Source organism: Brevibacillus jepli (genome assembly GCF_047229145.1).
Taxonomy (GTDB): domain Bacteria; phylum Bacillota; class Bacilli; order Brevibacillales; family Brevibacillaceae; genus Brevibacillus.
The window spans coordinates 173,612-197,282 of the sequence record NZ_JBFEFW010000002.1; the positions used below are offsets into that span (position 1 = coordinate 173,612).

Genomic DNA, 23,671 nt, shown 5'->3' on the forward strand with positions numbered 1-23,671 from the left:
TATCAATCTCAACCAAATCTCCCACCGGAGACGTGCAGAATGTCACCCGAGATATAGGATGATTCATCGGATGCAAAAAACAAAACCGCATTCGCCACATCCTCCGGAAAACCTATCCGTTGAATAGGGGTATCTCTTTTTTGAAGTTCTTTGATTTTTTCATACTTCGGATGGTTTTTAATTGCGTCCGTCTCGATCATGCCAGGTGCGACTGCATTGACCGTAATGTTGTTTCTCCCTAATTCCTTGGCGAGGGCGCGTGTAAGACCAACAATGCCAGCCTTTGCCGAAGAGTAGTTCGCCTGCCCCGGGTTTCCGAGATGAGCTCTGGAGGCAATATTGACGATTTTTCCGTAACCTTGCTCAATCATATAGGGCGAAGCATATTTGCAACAAAGAAATGCCCCTTTCAGGCAAACGTCGACGACTAGATCCCAATCGGCCTCTTCCATGTCGTTGATCCGCGCATCTTTTACAAGTCCTGCGTTGTTGACGAGAATGTCAATTCTCCCAAAGTTCTCTATGGTCTTTTCGACGATTCTTCGCGTATCCTCCGCCTTTGATACATCTGCCTGCACAGCGAATGCACGACCACCGCTTTTGTTGATTTCCATGGCAGTTTCTTCGCATGTTTGCTGATTCACATCCGTTACGGTCACGAGGGCTCCTTCTTGAACCAGCTTTTGCACAATTGCCTTGCCAATCCCTTTGCCTGAACCGGTAACAATCGCTACTTTCCCTGCAAAACGCATAAGCATCTTCCTTTTTCGCTATTCTTTGAGCAAGTATCCACTGATAACGAGACGCTGAATTTCATTCGTTCCTTCATAGATTTGGGTGATCTTGGCATCTCGCAAGTAGCGCTCTACGGGATATTCTCTCGTGTACCCATACCCTCCGAAAATCTGTACAGCTTCGATCGTTACTTCCATCGCGCTATCCGCAGCGAACAGTTTGGACATGGCAGACTGAAGCCCATAAGAAATTCCTTGGTCTTCACGCCAAGCCGCCTGGTATGTCAGTAAGCGAGACGCTTCGATTTTGGTCGCCATATCTGCAATTTTGAATTGAATCGCTTGATAGCTGCCTATTGATTTGCCGAATTGTACACGCTCCTTCGCATATGCACACGCCTTATCAAATGCGCCTTGCGCAATACCCAACGCTTGGGAAGCGATGCCGTTGCGACCACCGTCGAGCGTCATCATCGCAATCTTGAAGCCTTCTCCCACCTGACCCAACAGATTCTCCTTCGGAACGCGACAGTCTTCCATGATCACTTCGGTCGTGGAGGATGAGCGAATGCCGAGTTTTTTTTCCTTCTTTCCGATGGAGAAACCGGGGAAGCTCTTTTCCACGATAAACGCAGCGATGCCTTTATGCTTGGCTTCCGGATTCGTCTGTGCAAAAACGATGTAGATGTCTGCATGGCCGCCATTGGTAATAAAAATCTTGGAGCCGTTCAACACCCACTCGTCTCCATCCAAAACGGCCGTTGTTTTCATTCCGACCGCGTCGGAGCCAGAGCCCGGTTCTGTCAGGCAGTACGCCCCCATGCTTTTTCCTTCCGCCATGGCCCGTAAATAGGTTTGCTTTTGCTGTTCGGTGCCAAACTTGTAAACTGGCCACCCGGCTAAAGATGTATGGGCAGAGAGGGTAACGCCTATGGATGCATCCACCCTCGACAGTTCTTCCACCGCGATCACATAACTCAAGTAATCGGCACCAGCACCCCCGTACTCTTCCGGCCAAGGGATTCCGCAAAAGCCAAGCTCGGCCATCTTGTGCCAGATTGCCATGTCAAAATACTCTTCTTCATCACGCTCGGCAGCAGTAGGCTCGCATTCATTGCGTGCAAACTCGCGAACCATTTTTTGCATCATTTGATGTTCTTCCGTTAATTGAAAATTCATCGTTGGGTCTCCTCTTTCTATGCGTTGACAAATGCTTTCCTGAATTCTTCCGTAAGCAGTGGAACGACTTCAAACAAATCGCCTACAATTCCGTAGTCGGCTACCTGGAATATGGGGGCTTCCGGATCTTTGTTAATCGCTACGATGATCTTCGAGTTCGACATCCCTGCCAAATGCTGAATGGCACCTGAGATCCCGCATGCAATGTACAAATCAGGCGTAACCACTTTTCCTGTCTGGCCTATTTGCAGGGAATAATCGCAATATTCAGCATCGCATGCCCCACGTGAAGCACCTACCGCACCGCCCAAGACGTCCGCCAGCTCCTGCAGCGGTCCAAAACCTTCTGCTGATTTTACTCCGCGTCCACCTGCAATGACGACTTTCGCTTCTGACAGGTCTACACCGCCAGTCGTTTTTCGTACCACCTCTTTTACGAGGGTGCGCAAGTCTTTGATATCTGCTTCAAATGGCAGGACTTCTATGGAATTGCCGGTTTCTACGGCTGGAATATTGTTGGGACGTATCGTTGCAAATGGGATGCCCGATACGACTTTCTTTTTCTCAAATGCTTTTCCAGAGTAAATCGGACGTGTAAATAGTACATCCCCCTCTTCCAACTGAACATCCGTCACATCGGATACAAGACCAAGTCCAAAACGGGCTGCGATGCGCGGTGCAAGATCTTTTCCGATGGCTGTATGCGGCATGAAAATCGCTTCAGGCTCTACAGCTTCCATGACCTGTCGCAAAGCTTGAAAATACGCATCCGTGGTATACGTATCCAAATCTTTGTTTTCAACCATGTATAATTTGTTTGCCCCGTATCGTCCAGCTATTTCCGCATAGTTGGCTGCATCACTTCCGAAGGAGACAGCAATGATTTCCCCACCTCCCGCAATGCGTTGGGCAGCTGTGAGTGCTTCGAGGGAAACACCTCTTAGGTTGCCGGCTTTCGCTTCGATTACCACAAGAACTTTTTTCATAGTTTTCGTCCTCCTCTGTTGTTAAATGACCTTCGCTTCACTGCGAAGAAGTCTGGCCAGATCCGTAGTCTGCTCTTGAATCGTTCCGTTCAAGATACGACCGGCTTGTTTCTTAGGAGGAAAAAACGTCTCTGTCACAACTGTTCTTGCTTCTATATCGGCTTCGATAGGTAAATCGCCTACTTCTACTCGTTCGATCGGTTTTTTCTTCGCTTTCATAATGCCAGGCAGGGAAGGGTACCGTGGCTCATTCAAGCCTTGTTGTGCTGTAACCAACACGGGAAGTGTTACGGCAATGATCTCCTTGTCGCCCTCAACATCACGTTCGATCGTGGCTTGAATGCCTTCGATCTCCAGCTTGGTAATCGTCGTGACTTGCGGAATATTCAGTTCCTCAGCCAAGCGCGGGCCAACTTGTCCTGAGCCATAATCAATCGCAACATTTCCCCCGATAATCAGGTCAAATTCTCGATCTTTTATCACGGCTGCGAGAATTTTGGCTGAGCTGTATTCATCCAGGTTAAGACCTTCACTATCTATCATGACTGCCTGGTCTGCTCCCATCGCAAGTGCTGTTCGCAGTGCGCTCTCTGCTCGTTCAGGTCCAATGGTAATAACGGTTACCTCACCACCGTGTTCATCACGTAGCTTAATTGCCTCTTCAATTGCATATTCATCGTAAGGATTGATGATAAAATTTACGCCTTCTTCACTAATGGAGCCATTTTGAAGCACAATCTTTTCTTCTGTGTCGAACGTTTGTTTCATCAACACGAGAATGTTCATGATCGGTTCTCCTTCAAATAAATAGTATTTTCTTCGATATGATCGTAGAGTTTCTGAGCCATGCTCTCTTTGCGGCCCGCTTCCATTTCTTCGACGATATGAGCTATTAAACCAACCGCTCGGGCAGCAACGGCAAATGATTTGACCACACTGAAATGCAAGTTCATATCAGAAAGAATGGCACCAATTGCACCTGCAGCATTCAAAGTCATTTGCTTACCTTTTTGTTCACTCATTTGCTGGTGGATTTCTTGTATTAACGCAATGTGTTTGCCGCTAAACCCCAACTCTTGCGCTAAAGCAAATAACTTAGTCGTACGCGGATCAACTGGCTTGTGGACCGGATGTCCGAATCCCATGACTTGTAGTTTTTTTGCTTTTCGTTCTTCCAGAATACGGGTAGCCACTTCGCTAATGTCTTGCGCTTCGCCGTATTTTTCCCAGCCTTCTTGCAGCATTTGTGCTGTATTTTCCATCGCTCCGAGATAGACAGAGCCTGCTCCCAATAAACCGGCTGCTACTGCTGCTTGCACAGCTTCAGGTGCGCCTAAATACGTGAGACGAGCAGAAATGGAGCTGGGCGTAAAGCCATGCTCACAAACGGCTACCATACACGCATTGAGCATTTTTGACTCTGCTTCGGTTGGACGACGATGCATGGCTCCTAAAAACGCCATATCCGCTAAGGTAATATTCCCGATCAAATCCTCTGCTAAGTTATAGCCATGAACATAGATGGCATCTGGTTTTGACATGCCGATGTTTGTCTCGAACTTCATTCTCTCTCAGCCCTTACGTTTTTTATTCTCCCCTTCTTACAAGCCGAGGTTTTTAGCGATAATGTTTTTCATAATTTCTGTTGTACCGCCGTATATAGGCATGACCGCAACATCTCGATAACGACGGGCGATCGGATATTCTTCCATAAAGCCGTATCCACCATGAAGCTGCAAGCAGCGGGCAGACATCCTTCTTGCCATGTCCGTTATGAACCATTTGGCCATGGAAATCTGGGTAACAATATTTTCCTCCTGCATATGTTTGGCTGTTAAATCATCAAGGAAGGTCTGCGCCACCTTCCATTCAGTTGCCATTTCAGCAATTTCGAACTGCGTGTTCTGAAAGGAGCTGATTGGCTTTCCGAAAGCATGTCTCTCTTTTACATAGCTCATGGTTGTCTTGAGCATCTCTTCGGCTACGACCAGGGCACCCAATGCGATCAAAAGGCGCTCCTGTTGGAGTTTTTCCATTAAGTAATAGAAGCCCTGCCCTTCTTCGCCGAGTAAGTTCGTGACGGGGACTCGTGCGTCCTCGAAAATTAATTCAACGGTATCTGTAGAATGCTGACCCAGTTTTTTCAGTTTCCGTCCACGGGAAAAGCCAGGAGTGTCCGCATCAACCAAGATGATACTGATTCCTTTGCGAGCTGGAGTCGCTTTTGGGTCTGTTTTGACCGCTACGAAGAACAGACTTGCATTGACACCATTCGAGATAAATGTTTTCTGCCCGTTCACGATATAGTGATCACCATCGCGAATAGCTGTCGTGCTCATGCTGGCCAAGTCTGAGCCAATACCTGGTTCTGTCATCGCAACGGAAGTCGTAATCTCTCCGCTTACACATTTTGGCAAATACTTTTTCTTTTGTTCTTCGTTTCCGAATCGTTCCAGATAAGGGACGATAATCGAGGAACTCGTACTTGCCAGCATTCCTACTCCAACGCGGTTCAACTCTTCCGCCAAGACAAGATTAAATCCAAAATCGAGTCCGAGACCGCCATATTCCGGCTTTACTTGCGGGCAAAGAAACCCTTGGGCACCCAGCTTTTCATAAAATTCTCGTGGTGTGTAGTTCTCTTCTTCCCATTTTTCAATATGAGGTACAGCTTCTTTTTCGAGAAACTTTTGCAAAGAAGTTCGGAACATCTCATGCTCATGAGTAAGAAAGGTTCGTTCTCTCTTGAATAAATCAAAATGCTTTGTTTTTGATGAGGTAGATGTGCTTGACACCACGCATCCCTCCTGGATCAAATTTTGGTGTGGCGAAACATATATAGGAAAGACCGTTTTTGAGAACCATGAAAGGCTATCGTGGTAACCAATTCACGGTTCTCAATCCGGTCAATTAGGATAATCAGATGAATCTAGACGTTTCTTGAGGGTAGTGTCGCTTCAAAAATGCCTGCAACTTTTACTTCACCTTCGCTGTTCATCGCCAGCACTTCGCCTACCACTGTGTTGTCAGCCTTTTTCTCCAGCACTTTGCCTACAATCTGGATGGATTCCCCTGGAAACGTCATTTTGCTGAATCGCACTTGAATTTTTTTGATATTTTTCCGAGAAACCCATGAAGTGACTCCTTGCGATAACATCCCCATAACCAACATGCCGTGTGCGAGTATTTTCATGCCGGCCTTCTCTGCCACCTCTTCGACCAGATGGAGTGGATGAAAATCTCCTGATGCACCCGCGAACCTGACGAGCTGAACACGTGTGATAGGTTGCTTAATCAAAACCGGGAACTCATATCCTTCACTTACATCTTCATAAAACATTCGCCACTTCCCCTTTCTGTCTATTCGTAAAAATTAATGACGGTGGACTAATGTGCTTCTAGTTTTGGCTACCAACTCGCCGCGCTGGTTGCGATATTGGTTTTCCGATGTGATCAAATCCATGGTGCCCGTACTTCCTGACTTCGTTTCTGCATCTACCACCTTGCTCGTTACAAACAGTACATCCCCAGCTACGATATCTCCCAAATATTCATACGATTGCTGTCCGTGTAAAACGCGAACAAGGTTTAATTTCAGCTTCTCCACTTTTTCTGGAGCGCCCAATCCACCCCACAAATCAATCACTTGCAAAAAGGTAGGCGGGATCGGAATGCCATCATAGCCTTCTTTTTTTGCAGCCTCCAAATCATAGTAAATAGGGTTATCATCACCGAGAGCGAGCGCCAATTCTTTTATTTTTCCTTTTTCCACAGCCATGCTGTAAGGTTCAAACTCAAGCCCGATTAACTCTTTCACGTTCGACACGTTTCTTCACCTCTTTTGAATATTTTGGACAGGATACTTACGTCAAAGAACCACCGTTTACACCAAGCACTTGTCCATTAATATAGTTGGACAATGGCGACGCGAGGAATAAAATACTTTCGGCTGCTTCTCTTCCACTTCCGACACGTTTTTGTGGAATGTTGTTGATTAACATGTTTCGTACTTTATCTGGAATGCCCGCTGCTTCTCCGTTGACAATTAATCCTTCTTCTTTTGGACGAGTAAGACGAGTATCGATGAAACCAAACGCGACTGCATTGCTGTTGATGTTGAATTGACCCCACTCTTTTGCAACGACCTTGGTTAATCCGATAACGCCCGCTTTCGCTGACGAATAGTTGGCTTGGCCCATGTTGCCTCTTACACCGGAACCAGAGGAAACGTTGATAATCTTACGGTGATGGACGATTCCTTGCTCGATCTCTTTCTTGGCAACGTCGCGCATGTAGGGAGATGCTTCACGAATTAAGCGGAATGGGGCGATCAAATGAATGTCCAGCATCGCCTGGAACGCTTCGTCTGACATTTTGTGAATCAATCCGTCAATACAATAACCAGCATTATTTACCAAAATATCCAGGCGCCCAAAGGCAGAAATCGTAGCTTCTACCGCTTGCTTCGGAAAAGCAGGATCAGTTACGCTACCGCAAAATGCGATTGCATCGCTTCCGAGATCCTTGATTTCGGCAACTACTTCTGCAGCCGGTTCTTCATCACGGTCTGCCACAAGTACTCGTGCGCCGTGTTCAGCTAATACGAGTGCCGTTTCCCGACCAATTCCGCGTCCAGCCCCTGTAACGATTGCTACTTGATTTTCCAGCATTTTTGCCATTTTGATTCATCCTCTCATTTGTTCTCTCATTTGGTATTTATCCCACACGATACATGGTTACGACACATGCTCCACCCAGACCCAAGTTATGCTGCAAAGCCACTCTTGCATTGTCTACTTGACGTTTCTGTGCTTGACCGCGCAGCTGCCAGACGAGCTCGGTACACTGGGCCAGACCGGTTGCCCCGATGGGATGACCTTTTGACATCAAGCCTCCAGATGGGTTGACAACCACTTTCCCACCGTACGTGTTATTCCCGTCATTGATAAATTTCTCTGCCCCGCCTTCTTCACAAATGCCGAGACCCTCATACGTGATGACTTCATTTGGTGTGAAGCAGTCATGCAGTTCTAGCACATCTACTTCTTCCGGACCGATTCCTGCTGCTTCATACACTTGCATTGCGGCACGGCGTGTCATATCGGCACCGACTAGATTGAGGATACTGTCATGACTGACGCTCAGATCTGTTGTAAGCGCTTGCCCGGCAATTTCAACGGCATTGGAAATTCCATGTTTCCTCGCGAATTCCTCACTACATACAATCGCTGCTGCTGCTCCACATGTTGGTGGGCAGGCCATAAGGCGAGTCAGATTAGGCATCAAGGCTGGTGCACTCATTACCTCTTCGACTGTCAGTGTTTTGCTGAACAACGAGTATGGATTTTGAACGGCATGATTCCTTGTTTTCACAGACACCTTCGCAAAAATGTCCGGACTCGCCCCATACTTTTCCAGATACTCCTTACCCGCAGATCCAAACAAGCGAATGGCATTCGGCGCTTCCGGCACTTCAGGCCATAATTCCTTCAGGCGTTCTTGCAACCATCCAGTTGCTGGTGTTCGGTCATCCCAATGAGATTTCAAAGCGCCAGGCCTCATTTCTTCAAACCCAACTGCCAGAGCGCAATCTACAGTACCGGACTCTACTGCCTGTCGCGCTAGAAACAGTGCATTGGAACCGGAGGAACAATTGTTGTTGATATTAAAAATCGGGATACCTGTCATCCCCACTTGATACAAAGCTCTTTGGCCGCATGTACTGTCACCGTAGACGTAACTCGCATAGGCTTGTTGGATTTCGGAGTAATCAATTCCGGCATCCTCCAACGCTCCCTTTACTGCTTTCGCTGCCATGACTTCATATGGCTCGTGCATCCCTGGTTTTGTAAACGGTATCATATTTACGCCGATGACCTTTACTTTTTTGCCCAACAGTCTTTCCTCCTTTGAAAAATGGATGTAGTTGCTTGTTTGAATTATGAATAATTAGAATCTTTAAATTAATGATAAATTTATGCTGGTAGTTAATAAAGTTTAGAACACAAAAGGTACGTTAAGAAAAAATTAATGGGGGCTCATGAAGTAGATGCTATCGTGAACTTAATCGAACTCGAAATGGCTGAAAAATTGAACAACCGCGGTTTCTTCTCCAAAACAACTAGCCTGACCGCTTGCCAATACATCCGCTATGGATACTTTTCCGAAAACAATTTCTCCCCATGTTTCGCGCGTAAGCTCAATGGACAAATCCGCTTTTTCTGGTTGATGCTTGATAAATTCTGCCACTCCTTTGCGCAAATGTAAGCCAAATTCTTTATTAAGATCTGGAATCACAATGGATAACAGCTTGTCGTAGTTCTGCGACTTGATTGGGCAGACCTTATATTCTACTAATTTTATCAAGTTCTCTATCGGGAGTTTCTTTGCACCATCTTCGTCAATTGTTCCTGGGAATCCGGGTGGAATACGATTGAAGTCTACTTTTCCTTCTAATGCTAATGCTTGTGTAAGGTAAAAAGCTCTTGACGATGTTGCTGTCGTCACATATCCCATTTGGCGCAATGCATCCGCTTTTATTTGTCGTGCTTCTTTATTCTCAGGCTCTATGTTTAATACATGCGTGATCAGTTCTGCTACCCATGCGAATTCCTTGTTAGTAAAAGCTTTTTTTGATGCTGCGATCACGTTTTCTTTTCCTCCAAAACCATCTATTATTCTCGCGGATCGAAATGGTATCGACACCGGATTCAAATCAGCTGCATCCAGACTAAACCAGCCAATCAGCCCACTGTAGACTCCTTTGAGGTGATGTTTAAACTCCCCATACGTTTCTTGCAAGTAAGGATGGTTGGCTAAATGCTCAGGCAGCTTTACGCTGTCAGCAATCTCGTCCGGCTTCATCCCTTTATTCATGCCACGAATTGCCTGGCTGTAAATAAAAGCGATCGAATCCCGGTAAACGGTTGCCAAATCATAGCTTGTTTCTTTTGTTCTTGTGGGTAAACCGTGCTCGGGAATCAGATATTGCGGGTGAAGCTGACGAATGGTATCAATTCCCCCAATCCAATCAACTGGATTACGAAATGGCTGACCGCGAAGCGTATAGAGATTGGCCAATGTCGACCAGATGCTGTTTGTTACTACCGTGTCATGGTCCGGCAACCATAAAGTTAGGGAGTCATAAGTATCTGAGGGTGTATGAAAAAATTGCATGCGAACGCCATCTATTACTAATTCTTCCCCATCCTTCACGCAATACGTTGGCGGAATATAGCCTGATGATCCTGCATCAGCGGTGGAAAGCGTTGCATCTGGACCTGTTGGCGGCAAATAGAATCCAAAATGCTGTGCTCCGTTCCTAGTTATCGTTGGTCCAAGCTCGATCGCTGAATTTATGATGTTTCTATCCAGATCGGGGTGGGCGATAATTTGAACACTTTGTCCTTCAGGCACAAACGCTCTGGTTCCCATGGCATAGTGATTATGGGAGTAAATAATTGTGCTAATCGGTTTAGTTGTTGTTTGACGAAGTGCCTGATACTTGCGCATGCCTGTTTTCATGTGAGCTCCGGTGTCCCACACAATCAGTCCAGTCTCGCCTTCTATGATGACTGTGTTTTCGACTGAGAAACCGAGCATGACGGAAATACCGTTGGTAAGCTTTTGGATTTGGGGCGGCCCCTTTTTGCTTATCAAGTCGAATATCTTTTTGTTCACGATGGCTCCGTTCGGCAATGTTGCGGTGAAGTGCTCCATACGCTCCTCCTTGAAAGTCAATGAACCGTGACCCGCAGGAGAGTCACAGTTCATGATCTTTTTATTTATTCGCGAAAAATTCAAGCAATAACTTGTTTAAAAGGTCTGGTTGATCAAGCGGCACCCAATGACTGCAATTGAGTCTTTCATAACGCCAAGGCCCATCTACCATTTCAGTTGATTGAACCATCTTCGCTTCTGTCAAGCAGTTGTCAAAGCTACTCCAAATACCAAGCGTTGGTGCTTGCACCTTCGGAAGTGCCGCACGATTCAAGAATGTTTTCACGGATGCATTTGCTCTGTACCAATTCAGTGCGGCTGTCAAAGCGCCATGTCGAGATAGCTCCTGTACCCATTTTTCCTGTTCGCTATGCATGCGACCCCACACGCGGAGAAGCTCCCAATTATCCTTCATTAGAAATTGTTCAGCGTAATGTTCAGTCTGAAACATGAAAATGTACCACGATTTTTCCCACTGATCGATGCCCATGGCGAGTCGTCCACCAGGATGTCCAACCGATATGGGAACGTATTGTTCGACGACTTGCGGAAAAAGGGCTGTCAGTGCCCAGCCCAGGACTGCACCCCAATCATGAGCAACCAATCGGACACGTTCTACCTGTAATTCCTTCAAGATCCCAAGAACATCCCCAATCAGTAGCTGCATCGCATAGGCTTCCACCTCTTGCGGTTTATCTGATTCACCAAAGCCTCTCAGATCCGGTGCGATCACCCTGTAGCCGGCTTCAACCAATGGCTGAATTTGATTTCTCCAGAGGTAGGAGGAGTCGGGAAATCCGTGGAGCAGAAGCACTGCTGGCCCACTCCCTTCATCTACAACATGAAATTGCAGATCCTGAACCTGTATCTTTTTTCCTTCCAGCACATAACGCATGTAAATCACCTCCGCTTATTAATAGTGAATCACCACATGATCAAAGATCGAAAAGAATTGCGTTACCTGTGCATTCGTCCCCTTTTCAATTATGATGCTGCCTGTCTGAAGGGTATCCTCAAGCGTACATTCTCCTGTTAGCAGTTGAGCGAAGCTTTTGCAGGTAGAATGGAGGATGATATCGGGAGACATGGAGCTCGTATGGAAATTGACGACCTCCGCCAACCCCTTACGAACGTGTAATCCAAATACGTCAGTCGCATCAGTGAATGCGATTCTCATCACTTGACTGACATGTTCACTCTTCAGCGGGTCTACTTTTACGCGTAGAAAATGCATATACGCTTCCGGATTGAAGGTACTGACGAGGACGCCGGATGTCACACCACTGATAGTTGGATTGAGCTTGTCTTCCAGTTCAAGAGCTTGCGTAAGATAAAAGTTTCTGGTGATGGTAGAGGGGGTTGCTTGTGCAAGCTTTCGTAGGACCATTGCTTTTACTTGGCGTGCGATCTTGTGAGTTGGTGCAAGCTTCAAGACATAAGTGATGAGCTGTGCCGCCCAGGCGTACTCCTGTTCCTCATATGCTTCTTGCGCTTGTTCAATTACGTTGTCCATCCCACCGAAGCCCGTAATGATTTTTTCTGCTTCTACTTTTTTCGATACGGGATGAATCGTTGCGGTATCATTCCCATACCACCCGATCAAACCGGAATAGATCCCTCTCACAGCGTTTGCCACTTCCCCGTAAAATGGCTGTAGAATGGGGTTGCTTTCTAAATGACGAGGCAGCTTCACGAACTCCACGAGCTCATCTCCGGATAGGCCCAGATTGATTCCACGAACGGTTTGATCATAGACAAACTGCATGCCGTCATGATAGTCTTCGATTGCTTTTGCAGATTCTTTTACACCGGAAATCGGAAGTCCGTGAACGCCGATGATATGTGTAGGATGTAATGAGCGTATATCACGTATACTCTCGATCCATTTTCTCGGGTCTCGGAAGCTGTCTCCTCTGAGCGCCCCTATGTTTGGAAAAATACCCCACATCACATTATTAATCGCTACACCCTTTTCCGGCAGCCAAATGATTAAGCCATCATTTGTATCGGAAACAGAAGGGATTAGCTCAACATTGATCCCGTCGATCACCGTTTTTGTTGCCTTTGACACCGTCCGATTCGGCTTCACATAGCCTGTCGTTCTTCCTTTTTTGCGGTCGATAAAATAGGACCCGATCCCGAGGTTTGGACATGAATCCGGACCCTCTGACGGCAGGAACATCGCAAATTGCGTCAGTGCTTTCTTCGTATTTGTAAGCAGGAGTTCCGCTCGATTCGAGGAACGATTGAAGTCCACCAATTCATGGCTCCAGATTTCTACTGTATCCTCTTGCCCTTCCGGAACATAGACTCTCGTTCCCAATGTATAATGCCAGTGTGTATAAATAATCGCAGAAACAGGTTTATCGGTAATTTTTCGGAAGGCTTCCAGATGCTCTGCTGCCTCTTCCATTCCATCCCCGGTATCTACAATGATCATTCCATTTTTCCCTTCGATCATGGTGGTGTTCGCAAGACCTACCCCCATTACTTGATAAACGCCTTCTGTGATTTCAATTATTCGCTTTTCGAAATGTTTGGAGTGCTCGATCAGTTTGGCATTCGCAACTTCTCCATTAGGTCCAATCGCAGTTATCGTTTGAATCATATTCCTTTTCCCCTCCTACTTATTTTGTTCGTGATATTCCTCTACCAATGCCCGACGCAAGATTTTACCAACCGCTGATTTCGGCAATTGTTCCCGGAATTCGATCAGTCTGGGTACCTTGTATCTGGCCAGACGCTCGTTGCACCATTGAATGATTTCGTCTTTTGTCAGCGAATGCTCTTTTTTGACAACGATGGCTGCCTTGACTGTTTCTCCGCGATACACATCCGGGATCCCATACGTACATGCTTCAGCTACCGCTGGATGCAGGTACAGAACCTCATCAATCTCATTAGGATAAATGTTGTATCCACCTGCGATGATCATTTCTTTTTTTCGACCGACGATGTACAAGAATCCATCTTCATCTAGCATGCCGGTATCACCTGTGTAGAGCCATCCGTCACGTAGTGTACGGGCTGTCTCTTCTGGCTTTTTCCAATAACCTTTCATGATTTGTGGACCTTTTAGCAGAATCTCCCCCGGAGCACCTACGGGCATTTCTTGCAGGCCTGTTTCGAGATCCACGATTTTCACATCTGAATTAGGGACGGGAATTCCGACACTCCCTGTTTTTCTGACCCCTTTTCCAAATGTACGAATCGTTACCGCGTTGGATTCCGTCAGTCCGTACGCTTCTGCGATGCGGACTCCCGACTTTTGTTCGAATGCTCGCAATACTTCTAGCGGGATAGGAGCAGCACCCGATCTGCATATTTTCAATGAGCGTAAATCATCATCTCGAAAATCAGGATGATGAATCAGGGCCACAAAGACAGTCGGTGACGCCGACAGATGAGTAGGCCGATACTTTCGAATGATGGGAAGTGCATCTTGGATACGGAAGTGCTTGATAGGAATATAAGCTGCTGCATGGAAGACGGAGGCGAGCATGACCATTAAACCAGCGCCGTGAAACATGGGAAAAACACCAAGAAAACGTTCACCTGGACGTAGAAGAGCTCCTTCATCCGTGATGGAAGTATGGTACGTGGAGGCAGCTGTATTGTAATGCGTGATCATGACCCCTTTTGGCGTTCCTGTCGTCCCCCCTGTGTACTGGAGAACGGCAATATCTTCTCTACTATTGATTTGCAACGGAGGAAGTGTCTCGTTTTGTTCAGCAATCCACTGGTACAGAAAGTCATATCCATGCTGAGCATTATCTGCAGTTATGATCGTAAGCCTGTTTTTATAAGTTGTATGTTTCAGTTTCTCAATCTGGCTACTATCGCAAATCAACCAGTTCGGCTCAGCATCCTCTAGCATAATGTCCAATTCTCGCTGCTGATACATGGGATTCAGTTGAACGACAATCCCACCTAATCGTTGAACAGCGAAATAGGCAATCAAGTATTCCTTGCAATTGTACAGCATGATACCCAATCGATCGCCCTTCTTGTATCCACGTCGATACAAGGCGGCGGCCAAACAATCGACAGCATGCTTCAAGTCGTTATAGCTGTACGTTTCGTCATTCTCGATAATTGCCGTCTGATGCGGGAAATCTTGAGCAGCACGCTCCAGAAAATGATAGATGGAGCACGAGGGAATCTCTATTTCAAACGGAATCGTCTTCGGATAAAAGGCATGCCATGGTTTCTCCATGCGAACGATGTCCCTCCTCTTTACGTCTGAAATGTGGGATTTGCCGAATAGGTAATACCTTTCTCGCTTCGTTCTTCTGTTATGAATCGCAATGATAATAAATAATCGAGTTGCCCAATTGTTTCAAACAAGATAAGTCCGAGACTTGACTTATAGCTGTCAGGGAATAGACGTCTAGACACTTCATAAGCTGTCAGCGATTCTTTCTTCAGCCACTCTCTTACTTGCATGGCACGTTCATGCTGTTTTTTTAAACGAGAATGGATGAATGGCAGAAGTTCAGTAATATCCTCCCCGTGACCAGGCAGAACTCTTTGAATGTCCAATTGTAATAACTTGCGTAGCGTATCATTTAGTTGGATTTGGGGCGTTTGTCGTTTTAGGACTGGAGATATAGGAGGTTCGATAATCGGATTCGGAGAAATACGTGGCAACAATATATCTCCGCCAATCAGAAGTTGATCATCAGGGTGAAATAAGGATAGATGGCCTTGAGAATGACCGAATGTCTCGATGATCCTCCATTCCGATAGCCCAGGAAGTTCTGATCCTTCTACCACATGTAAATCCAGGCTGCGCTGGGAATTCGCAATGATGTTCTGATTTTTTTGGTGAATATATGGTTTCGCCAGCTGATCCGGCACACCTAATTGATGAAAGAATTCATGGAAAAAAGCATCGTGCTCTTCTAGAAAAACGGACGGTGGATTCACCCAGCGTTCGCAGTCCGGATGACCGATAAAGGTAACATCATGGTCAAAATATTTCACCAGACCAATGTGATCCACATGGTGATGCGTGATGATGATTTGCTTGATATCCTTCACTGTGTACCCATGAAATTTCAATTGCTCTGTGAACGCATACCATGAACCCTCTACATTTTGACCAGCGTCCACAAGTGTGAGTGAATCTCCCTCTAGTACAAAAACATTTACTCCTTCTGACTGAAAAGTAGTGGGAAGGCTAATTTTTGCAATTTTTTCATTCATCGTAGTTTCACCTTCTTTAATCTGATAAACAACTGACTGTTTATACCGTTGCCGGTTCAGCTGTCATCGCTTCATTCGCGTGATCAGGTTTCACAAACACTAAGAAAAAAGCCGCAATGATCAGGAAGAACGCAACCATGATATAAATGGAATAGTTGAAGCCAAGCACAAGATTTGCTCCCCCCATTTGTACGAGTATACCGGTAACAACAGGTGCTGCTAATTGGGCGATATTATTACCCAAGCTCAAGATACTAGACATGAAGCCCGCTCTTTCTGGCATCAGCTTAATCATAATTTGTACTGACATCGAGACATTCGTATAGGTAGCTCCTTTTGCCACGCAAAGAGCAATGAATATTCCGACAATCGAATTGCCTAGCAGTGGAATGGCAGCAAGAGCAAGTCCCCCGGCGATTGTGCTGATTCCTGCAATCCAGACACGTGCTTTTCTATAGCTTGTAGTCTTTTTGTAGAGACGGTCAGAAATCGTGGATATCAATAATACCAACAGGATGGATACAATCCCCGTTCCCATAATGGTATAAGCCATCTTCATCGGTTCCAAATTTATGACCTTGGTTAAATAAACGGGCGCCCATAGCGCTTGCCAAGTGACTAGCCAATAAGTAGAGGCTGACAAAGCAATGGTTAAAAAACAAGCTGGATTACGTAGGATAGGAGCAATATCTGTCCATTTCATTTTCTGGGTCAATGGTTTCACGACATTCTTCCGTCCCTTGTCCGTTCGGTCAATTAACAACCAGACAAGGAATAACACCAAGCTACCAATGCCGAGTAAGACAAAAGTCCATCGCCAACCGTATGTTTCAATCAAACTGACGAGGATCGGTGCAGAAATAATGCCGCCAATTGACGCTCCTGCAATGAAAATCGACACCGCTAACCCTCTGGATTCAGCAGGAAAAATTTTGGAAATGTGACTCAGCCCTGCCGGAACGATTGGTCCCTCGGCTGCACCCAATAACAAGCGATATAAAATCAGCATGGGCAATCCCATAATGGCAAACGATCCAAGCTGTGTAATGCTCACGCCTATTAAGACAATGAAAATCATGATAGTCGTTCCGAACCTGTCGGACCATGGTCCTCCAATCAGGCTCGTAACGATGTATAAAATAAAGAAACTGCTCCCAACAATTCCCCATTGCGAAGCGCTTAAATCAAATTCTTTCATAAGAGGGTCTGCCGCAAATCCAATTACCACCTTATCCGCATAGGTGATAAGTGAAGCAAAAAATAATAATAGGAGTATCATCCAACGCATGTAAAACACCCCTTCTTGTTTTAGTGAACATCCTGAATAAAACTACCTTCAAGGAGTAACGATATGGGAAGAAAGTTGGAAGCTATCCAGTAATGCGATCCATTCATTTAGTGCAAGTATGTCACCGGTTATTTCGAGCTTGCCTTCAGCTACGGCTTGCTCCGGTGTAAGGTGCCCCAATCCCATTTTATAAAAGGTTGCTTTATCAATCGTTAAGGTCGCATTTGGATGATCATCCAAGCTATTCACCTTATGAATCAAAACACTATTTTCCAAATAGATGGTATAGGCTTGACTCGTATCTGATAGATTCACATTTAGCGTAATCTTTTTACCCTCCGCCTTTGGTCCATTTAACTTAACTGCGAGCAACTTCATGAATTCATCAACAGGCATATTGAGTGCGGATGTTGCTGAATTAAAACTTCCAGTCTTTACACCGTTTCTCAACTCATGAGCGCCAGCGAGGTAAATATTTCGCCATATAGCTGATTCCGCTTGGTATCCTAATTGCTCATAAGTATTTGCTAATAATTTATGTGCTTCTACATGATTGGGATCAGCCATCACGACATGCTTTACTACTTGAGCTACCCACCGATACTCTCCTTTTTCAAAATCCAATTGGGCTTGGCTGATTACATTCGCTGACCCACCCATATATTGCACATATTTTTGTGCGGATTCTACTTGTGGCAGCGGATCGAGATCAGATGGATGACCGCTGTAATAGCCCAAATAGAAATTGTAAATCCCCTTGACATTATGCTTAAGCGTGCCGTAATACCCGCGATTTCCCCAATATTTATCTAGTGTCTTTGGAAGTTTCATTATTTCTGCTATTTCATCCATCGTATAGCCATGATTAGCCAGGCGGATCGTTTGATCGTGCATATATTTGTATAGATCATGTTGCAATTTTAGATGCTGCAACGCTTCTTCTTTCCCCATTACTGGCCAAGCATGTGCCATCATCAACGCATCAATCTCTTCCTGCTTGAACAGATCGATTGTTTTATCCAGAGCTTCTGCCCAAGCTAGGGCATCGCGTGTTTTTGCACCTCTTACCGTGTATATTTGATGCATGGTTTTATTGGCATTTTCCGATGCGTAAATGACTTTGTAATCGTGAACATAAAAATGCATTTCAGATGGCGCTTCTGTATTCAGTGTTAACACGAATGTAAAGGTGATTCCATCTATTTCCATTACTTGAATATCATTTTCAATCTCAACCGTAGGCAATTCAAAACTGATTGTGCCAGAGCCTAAACTATGACCAATCCCTACGTTAACCTGCCCGCAAGGATCAACCGGTAACATAGAGCCGCTCTGATACTGGGAACGACGGCTCATAATGGTACCTAGAAGCATTTGTTCACTGACCGCTTCTTTCGCAAAATTTTTAGGGGCAACTATATTTATTTCTGATTTTTCAGAGTATTTAAAAACCGCTTGAATTCCCCCATGATGGTCAATATGACTTTGACTGATAATGACCGCTTTCACCGGTTTTTTCGGACGATGTTTATAATATAGCTCTATGGCTGCATTTGCAGATTCAATCGTTGTTTGGGTATCACAAACAATGATGCCTGTTTTCCCTTCAATAAAAATCGTGGTGGCTAATCCCTGTCCGCGAACTTGATAAACACCATCTACTACTTTAAACAAGCCTGTGATTGCCTGTAATTGTCCATTTCTCCACAAGCTTGGATTGACGGTTTCTGGTGCAGGATCATGCTCAAGAAACTCTATCTTTCCCAAATCCCATAAGACCTTGCCATTTTCATTCATAATCTTCTTTTCTAATGGGGCAATCAGCCCTCTATGAGCATCTGCAAAATCTTGTTTGTCCTCAAAATCCAGATACTTGTAAATCTCTTCATGTACCTTTTTTGTATACGACGTAGCTACTCCAGATTGCGTTGACTGATATTTTGTCATGCAACATACCTCCAGTTACATAAGTATTTTGCCTAGGAGTATGAATGATTCAGTTACAGAATCAGATATAGAAAAAGCCCAAACGCTTCTAACTTCGAACAAATACGAAAAGCGTTTGGACTTTTACAAATGATGAAGACTCCAATTTACATTCCCAAATTTTTTGCGATGATCGTTTTCATGATCTCCGTAGTTCCTCCGCCAATGGACATAACGGGGATATCACGATATCGACGAGCAATCGAATATTCCTCCATAAAACCGTATCCGCCGTGTAGCTGCAAGCAACGTGCAGCCATCCGTTTAGCCATTTCGGGTACATACGCTTTTGCCATGGAGACCTCAGTATCGATTTTTTCACCATTCATATGACGAGTAATAATGTCGTTTAAAAAGCTCCGTGCTAAAGATAATTCTGTTGCCATTTCAGCGATTTCAAACTGCGTATTTTGAAAGGAACTGATTGGTTTTCCGAAAGCAGTTCTTTGTTTTACATAGGCAATGGTTGACTTTAAGATCTCTTCTGCCACAATTAAGGACGAGTTCGCTGCGCTAATTCGCTCTTGGGCCAGCTTATCCATGAGAATAGCAAATCCTTTACCCTCTTCACCGAGTAAGTTCGTTACCGGCACGCGAACATCCTCAAATACCAGTTCTGTTGTATCCCATGATCGCTGTCCTAATTTTTTTAATTTTCTCCCATTAGAAAAACCGGGTGTTCCTTTTTCAACAATGATAACGCTTACACCTTTGTAGGCAGGAACTGCATGTGGGTCCGTTTTTACGACGACGAAGAACAATTCTGCATTCAATCCATTGGAGATAAAGGTTTTTTGCCCATTGATTACGTACTCGTCTCCATCTCGCACAGCGGTTGCTCGTATATTGGCTAAATCTGATCCTGTTCCTGGTTCTGTCATGGCTACACCCGTAATAATTTCGCCGCTTACAAATTTGGGCAAGTATTTTTTCTTTTGTTCTTCCGTTCCGTACGTTTCCATATAAGGTACGGTAATCGTGCTGTGCAACGAAGCTCCAACCATTCCTCCCCCCAGACGGTGAGCCTCTTCTCCCAGGATTAGATTAAATCCGAAATCAAGTCCGAGACCACCGTACGCAGGATCGACCTGTGTAGCGAGAAAACCTTGTTCACCCATTTTCGTAAAAACCTCGCGCGGTGTATATTGATTTTCTTCCCACTCTTCAAAATGAGGGACGATTTCTTTGTCGATAAACTTGCGTAGAGAAGTCCGAAACATTTCATGTTCTTCCGTATAGAAAGGTCTTTTGGTTTTAAACAAATCAAACGTTACCGGTTTGGAGCTAAATGTTGTATTTGCCACGCGAAACAGCCTCCGTTCGTTTTTCGGAATGTGATTAACCCTGTCCGGTTGGTGTTACTCCGTTTTCAATTGTGTATGATATTCCTCAACCAAGGAGCGGCGCAAAATTTTGCCGACCGCCGACTTCGGTAATTGTGATCTGAACTCTATATGCTTGGGCACTTTGTATCTGGCCAACCGCTCTCTGCACCACTCTACGATCTCTTCTTCCGTTAGCGAGTACCCTGACTTTACGACAATCGCTGCTTTGACGGTTTCTCCGCGATAGGCATCGGGGATCCCAAATGTACAAGCTTCGGCAATCGCCGGGTGTTGGTACAGTACCTCGTCAACCTCGTTTGGATAAATATTGTATCCTCCGGCGATGATCATTTCCTTTTTTCTTCCCACAATGTACAAGAATCCATCTTCATCCATGATCCCGGTATCGCCAGTATGCAGCCAACCATCGCGTAGCACACGAGCTGTCTCCTCAGGATTTTTCCAATAGCCTTTCATAATTTGAGGTCCCTTTAAGAGAATCTCGCCGGGCTCTCCTATTGGCATTTCTCTTCGACCTGTTTCTAAGTCCACAATTTTGACATCCGAGTTGGGAACAGGAATTCCAACACTTCTTGGTTTTCTTACTCCTTTCATAAAGTTTCGCAGCGTAATGGTGGTGGATTCCGTCAAGCCATAAACCTCAGAGATTTGTACTCCCGACTTTTGTTCAAAGGCGTTCATTACTTCCAGCGGAATCGGAGCCGCACCTGATCTGCATACTTTTAATGACTGTAAATCATCGTCTGTAAAGTCAGGGTGAAGTAACATGGCTATAAAGGCAGTCGGTGGGGCTGAAAGCTGGGAAGGACGATACTTTCGGATCATCTCCAGAGCATCCTGAATACGGAAGTGCTTGATGGGGATATAAGCTCCTGCATAATAGACGGCCGATAACATGACCATTAATCCCGCACCATGAAACAGCGGAAAAACACCAAAAAAACGTTCACCTGGACGACGAAGTGCTCCATCGTCTGTGATAGCCGTATGATACATATTGGCTGCCGAATTGTAATGTGTAATCATTACGCCTTTTGGCGTGCCTGTCGTTCCTCCTGTGTACTGGAGAAAGGCAATATCTTCTCTACTGTTGATTTGTAATGTAGGTAGCGTATCGTTCTCTTCCTGGATTAAATTGTATAAATAAGCATCTCCACTTTGATCGCAATCCGTAGTAATGATCGTACACTTGCTCCTGTAGCCTGTACGTTCCATTTTCTCGATTTGCGTGCTTTCACAAACCAGCCACGCCGGTTCCGAATCACCCAGCATCGATACTAATTCATGCTGCTGATACATGGGATTCAATTGAACGACAATGCCACCCAATCGTTGAACAGCGAAGAAAGCGATGATGTATTCTTTACAGTTGTACAGCATGATCCCCATTCGTTCGCCCTTCTTAAATCCACGTCGATACAAAGCTGCGGCAAAACGATCGACTGCAAGCTTCAGTTCCGAATAAGTAACCTCCTTGTCGTTTTCGATAATGGCAAGATGTTCAGGATAATCCTGCGTTGCACGTTCCAAAAAATGGTAGATGGAGCAAGAGGGAATTTCGATTTCAAATGGAATCGTTTTCGGGTAAAAGGCATGCCACCGCTTTTTCATGCATTTAACACTCCCTTACAAGTATGCAGCTAATTAATTTCTAAATAGTTAGAATCTTTCATTTATGATATTTTCCTGCTACGTTTTTTTAAAGTTTAAATATGAAAAGATACGTTAAGTAATTATTATTGTCGAGCGATAGCTCCCATCCAGTGACTGCTTACATCGTTACCAGTTCAGTCGTTTTGGTAACGTGATCGGGCTTAACAAACAAATAATATAGAACAGCTGTAGCGATAAACAGACCAACCATCACGAAAATGGAAGTATGGAAACCTAACGCGAGATTGGCGCCAGCAGCTTGTATAAAGATACCGGTTAGCAATGGCGCAATGATTTGGGCAATATTGTTACCTACGCCCAAAATACTGGAAATGAAGCCGGCCCGCTCTGGCATCAGTTTTATCATAACTTGTGCAGACATGGAGATATTGACATTGGCAGCCCCTTTTGCCAAGGACAAGGCCACAAAGATCAAAACAATGGAATCTCCTGCAAAGGGGATTGCTCCGAGCGCGAGTCCACCAATGAGAGTGCTAGTTGCTGCGACCCATACACGCGCTTTTCTGAAGCTCTCTGTTTTTTTGAAAATCCGGTCAGAAACAAATGAAATGAGAAAAACCAATAGTAATGAGACTATTCCGGTTCCCGAAACAGTGAAAGCCATCTGCATGGGGGTCAAGTGAATGATCTTGGTTAAATAGAGAGGCGCCCATAACACTCCCCATGTGATGAGCCAAAAACTGGCAGCTGATATAGCGATCGTTAATATACAGGCTGGATTACGAAGTACTGGTGCAACATCAGTCCATCTCAATTTTGGTGCCTGCGCTGTATTGTTGTTCAGCTTATTTTTGTCATATCGATCAACCAAAGCCCAGACAATGAGGATCGCCAGACTGAAAAAGCCCATCGACACGAATGTCCAACGCCATCCGATATTCCCAATCAAACCGACCAGGATCGGTGCAGAAACCATCCCACCAATAGAGCCTCCAGCAATTATGATAGACATGGCGAATGCTCTCATATGTGCAGGAAAGGTTCTCGCGACATGACTTACCCCAGAAGGAAACAGCGGCCCCTCTACAGCCCCCAGCAGTAATCGGTAAATGATGAGCATAGTCAGTCCGGTGATAGCAAATGATCCAAACTGTAAAAGGCTGATACCTGCTAAGACAATAAAGATCATGTTGGTGGTACCTAAGCGATCTGACCATGCTCCACCAACTACTGTTGTCAAAATGTACAGGATGGAAAAGCTGCTACCTATGATTCCCCATTGACTGGGAGTCAAGCTAAATTCATCCATCATCGGGACTGCTGCCAAACCGATAACCACCTTATCTGCATAGGCAATAAGTGTAGTTAGAAACAATAATCCCAGACTAATCCAGCGCATGTAAAACACACCTCCATCATTTTGTGATTGCTGGCGACCCCTAACGAACCTTTTGAATATTCAGGTAATTTATATTCATGTTGATGATCTTCGCTGATTTTTAAAAGTTTAAAAATCAAAAGGTACGTTAAGTAAATTTTACTAACAGGCAAAGCGGACTCACGAATCAACCCTTCAAAACAAGAAAAGGAATGCCTCATTTACAGGCACTC

20 protein-coding genes are annotated in these 23,671 nt (G+C 45.1%); all 20 read right to left on the minus strand.

Translation table 11 applies throughout. The features are described 5' to 3' along the window. Nucleotides 1-8 precede the first annotated feature (8 nt). The 20 genes from AB1L17_RS02845 to AB1L17_RS02940 all read right to left on the minus strand — a co-directional run bounded on the left by AB1L17_RS02845 (nt 9) and on the right by AB1L17_RS02940 (nt 23,459). Nucleotides 9-752 (minus strand): SDR family NAD(P)-dependent oxidoreductase, encoded by a 744-nt coding sequence (locus tag AB1L17_RS02845; RefSeq protein WP_412844019.1) that lies wholly within the window; start codon nt 750-752, stop codon nt 9-11. 18 nt (nt 753-770) lie between these two features. After that, entirely contained in the window at nt 771-1,913 is a 1,143-nt protein-coding gene (locus tag AB1L17_RS02850; RefSeq protein ID WP_412844020.1) for an acyl-CoA dehydrogenase, read from the minus strand. Nucleotides 1,914-1,930: 17 nt separating this feature from the next. Further along, nucleotides 1,931-2,899 carry an electron transfer flavoprotein subunit alpha/FixB family protein gene (locus AB1L17_RS02855; protein ID WP_412844021.1) on the minus strand — a complete coding sequence of 323 codons (969 nt, stop codon included), beginning with the start codon at nt 2,897-2,899 and terminating at the stop codon, nt 1,931-1,933. Nucleotides 2,900-2,920: 21 nt separating this feature from the next. Continuing rightward, entirely contained in the window at nt 2,921-3,685 is a 765-nt protein-coding gene (locus AB1L17_RS02860) for an electron transfer flavoprotein subunit beta/FixA family protein (protein WP_412844022.1), read from the minus strand. Continuing rightward, nucleotides 3,682-4,464: a citryl-CoA lyase gene (locus AB1L17_RS02865; protein ID WP_412844023.1), complete on the minus strand. Its 783-nt coding sequence runs from the start codon at nt 4,462-4,464 to the stop codon at nt 3,682-3,684. Before AB1L17_RS02865 ends, AB1L17_RS02860 begins: the two co-directional genes overlap by 4 nt. Before the next feature lie 36 nt (nt 4,465-4,500). Next, nucleotides 4,501-5,697 (minus strand): acyl-CoA dehydrogenase family protein, encoded by a 1,197-nt coding sequence (locus AB1L17_RS02870; protein ID WP_412844024.1) that lies wholly within the window; start codon nt 5,695-5,697, stop codon nt 4,501-4,503. A 131-nt stretch (nt 5,698-5,828) separates the two neighbouring features. Then, entirely contained in the window at nt 5,829-6,239 is a 411-nt protein-coding gene (locus tag AB1L17_RS02875; RefSeq protein WP_412844025.1) for a MaoC/PaaZ C-terminal domain-containing protein, read from the minus strand. Nucleotides 6,240-6,272: 33 nt separating this feature from the next. After that, nucleotides 6,273-6,725 (minus strand): MaoC family dehydratase N-terminal domain-containing protein, encoded by a 453-nt coding sequence (locus AB1L17_RS02880; protein ID WP_412844026.1) that lies wholly within the window; start codon nt 6,723-6,725, stop codon nt 6,273-6,275. Nucleotides 6,726-6,762: 37 nt separating this feature from the next. After that, nucleotides 6,763-7,578, minus strand: coding sequence for an SDR family NAD(P)-dependent oxidoreductase (locus AB1L17_RS02885; protein WP_412844027.1), 816 nt, complete (start codon nt 7,576-7,578; stop codon nt 6,763-6,765). A 37-nt stretch (nt 7,579-7,615) separates the two neighbouring features. Further along, nucleotides 7,616-8,794, minus strand: coding sequence for a lipid-transfer protein (locus AB1L17_RS02890; protein WP_412844028.1), 1,179 nt, complete (start codon nt 8,792-8,794; stop codon nt 7,616-7,618). A gap of 168 nt (nt 8,795-8,962) precedes the next feature. Next, on the minus strand, nt 8,963-10,618 hold the full coding sequence (locus AB1L17_RS02895) for an alkyl sulfatase dimerization domain-containing protein (protein ID WP_412844029.1): 1,656 nt from the start codon (nt 10,616-10,618) through the stop codon (nt 8,963-8,965). A gap of 61 nt (nt 10,619-10,679) precedes the next feature. Further along, nucleotides 10,680-11,513, minus strand: a complete 834-nt coding sequence (locus AB1L17_RS02900) for an alpha/beta fold hydrolase (protein ID WP_412844030.1) — start codon at nt 11,511-11,513, stop codon at nt 10,680-10,682. Nucleotides 11,514-11,531: 18 nt separating this feature from the next. After that, on the minus strand, nt 11,532-13,226 hold the full coding sequence (locus AB1L17_RS02905; RefSeq protein WP_412844031.1) for an alkyl sulfatase dimerization domain-containing protein: 1,695 nt from the start codon (nt 13,224-13,226) through the stop codon (nt 11,532-11,534). A 15-nt stretch (nt 13,227-13,241) separates the two neighbouring features. Beyond that, complete coding sequence (locus AB1L17_RS02910) at nt 13,242-14,834, minus strand: long-chain-fatty-acid--CoA ligase (RefSeq protein ID WP_412844032.1); 1,593 nt, start codon at nt 14,832-14,834, stop codon at nt 13,242-13,244. A 20-nt stretch (nt 14,835-14,854) separates the two neighbouring features. Continuing rightward, on the minus strand, nt 14,855-15,826 hold the full coding sequence (locus AB1L17_RS02915) for an MBL fold metallo-hydrolase (protein WP_412844033.1): 972 nt from the start codon (nt 15,824-15,826) through the stop codon (nt 14,855-14,857). Between the two features lie 40 nt (nt 15,827-15,866). Continuing rightward, nucleotides 15,867-17,114, minus strand: coding sequence for an MFS transporter (locus AB1L17_RS02920; RefSeq protein ID WP_412844034.1), 1,248 nt, complete (start codon nt 17,112-17,114; stop codon nt 15,867-15,869). A 48-nt stretch (nt 17,115-17,162) separates the two neighbouring features. Continuing rightward, a complete protein-coding gene (locus tag AB1L17_RS02925; RefSeq protein ID WP_412844035.1) occupies nt 17,163-19,061 on the minus strand; it encodes an alkyl/aryl-sulfatase in 1,899 nt (632 codons plus the stop codon). Between the two features lie 146 nt (nt 19,062-19,207). After that, entirely contained in the window at nt 19,208-20,404 is a 1,197-nt protein-coding gene (locus tag AB1L17_RS02930; protein ID WP_412844036.1) for an acyl-CoA dehydrogenase family protein, read from the minus strand. Nucleotides 20,405-20,458: 54 nt separating this feature from the next. Then, complete coding sequence (locus AB1L17_RS02935; protein WP_412844037.1) at nt 20,459-22,057, minus strand: long-chain-fatty-acid--CoA ligase; 1,599 nt, start codon at nt 22,055-22,057, stop codon at nt 20,459-20,461. A 160-nt stretch (nt 22,058-22,217) separates the two neighbouring features. Next, entirely contained in the window at nt 22,218-23,459 is a 1,242-nt protein-coding gene (locus tag AB1L17_RS02940; protein ID WP_412844038.1) for an MFS transporter, read from the minus strand. Nucleotides 23,460-23,671: the final 212 nt, after the last annotated feature.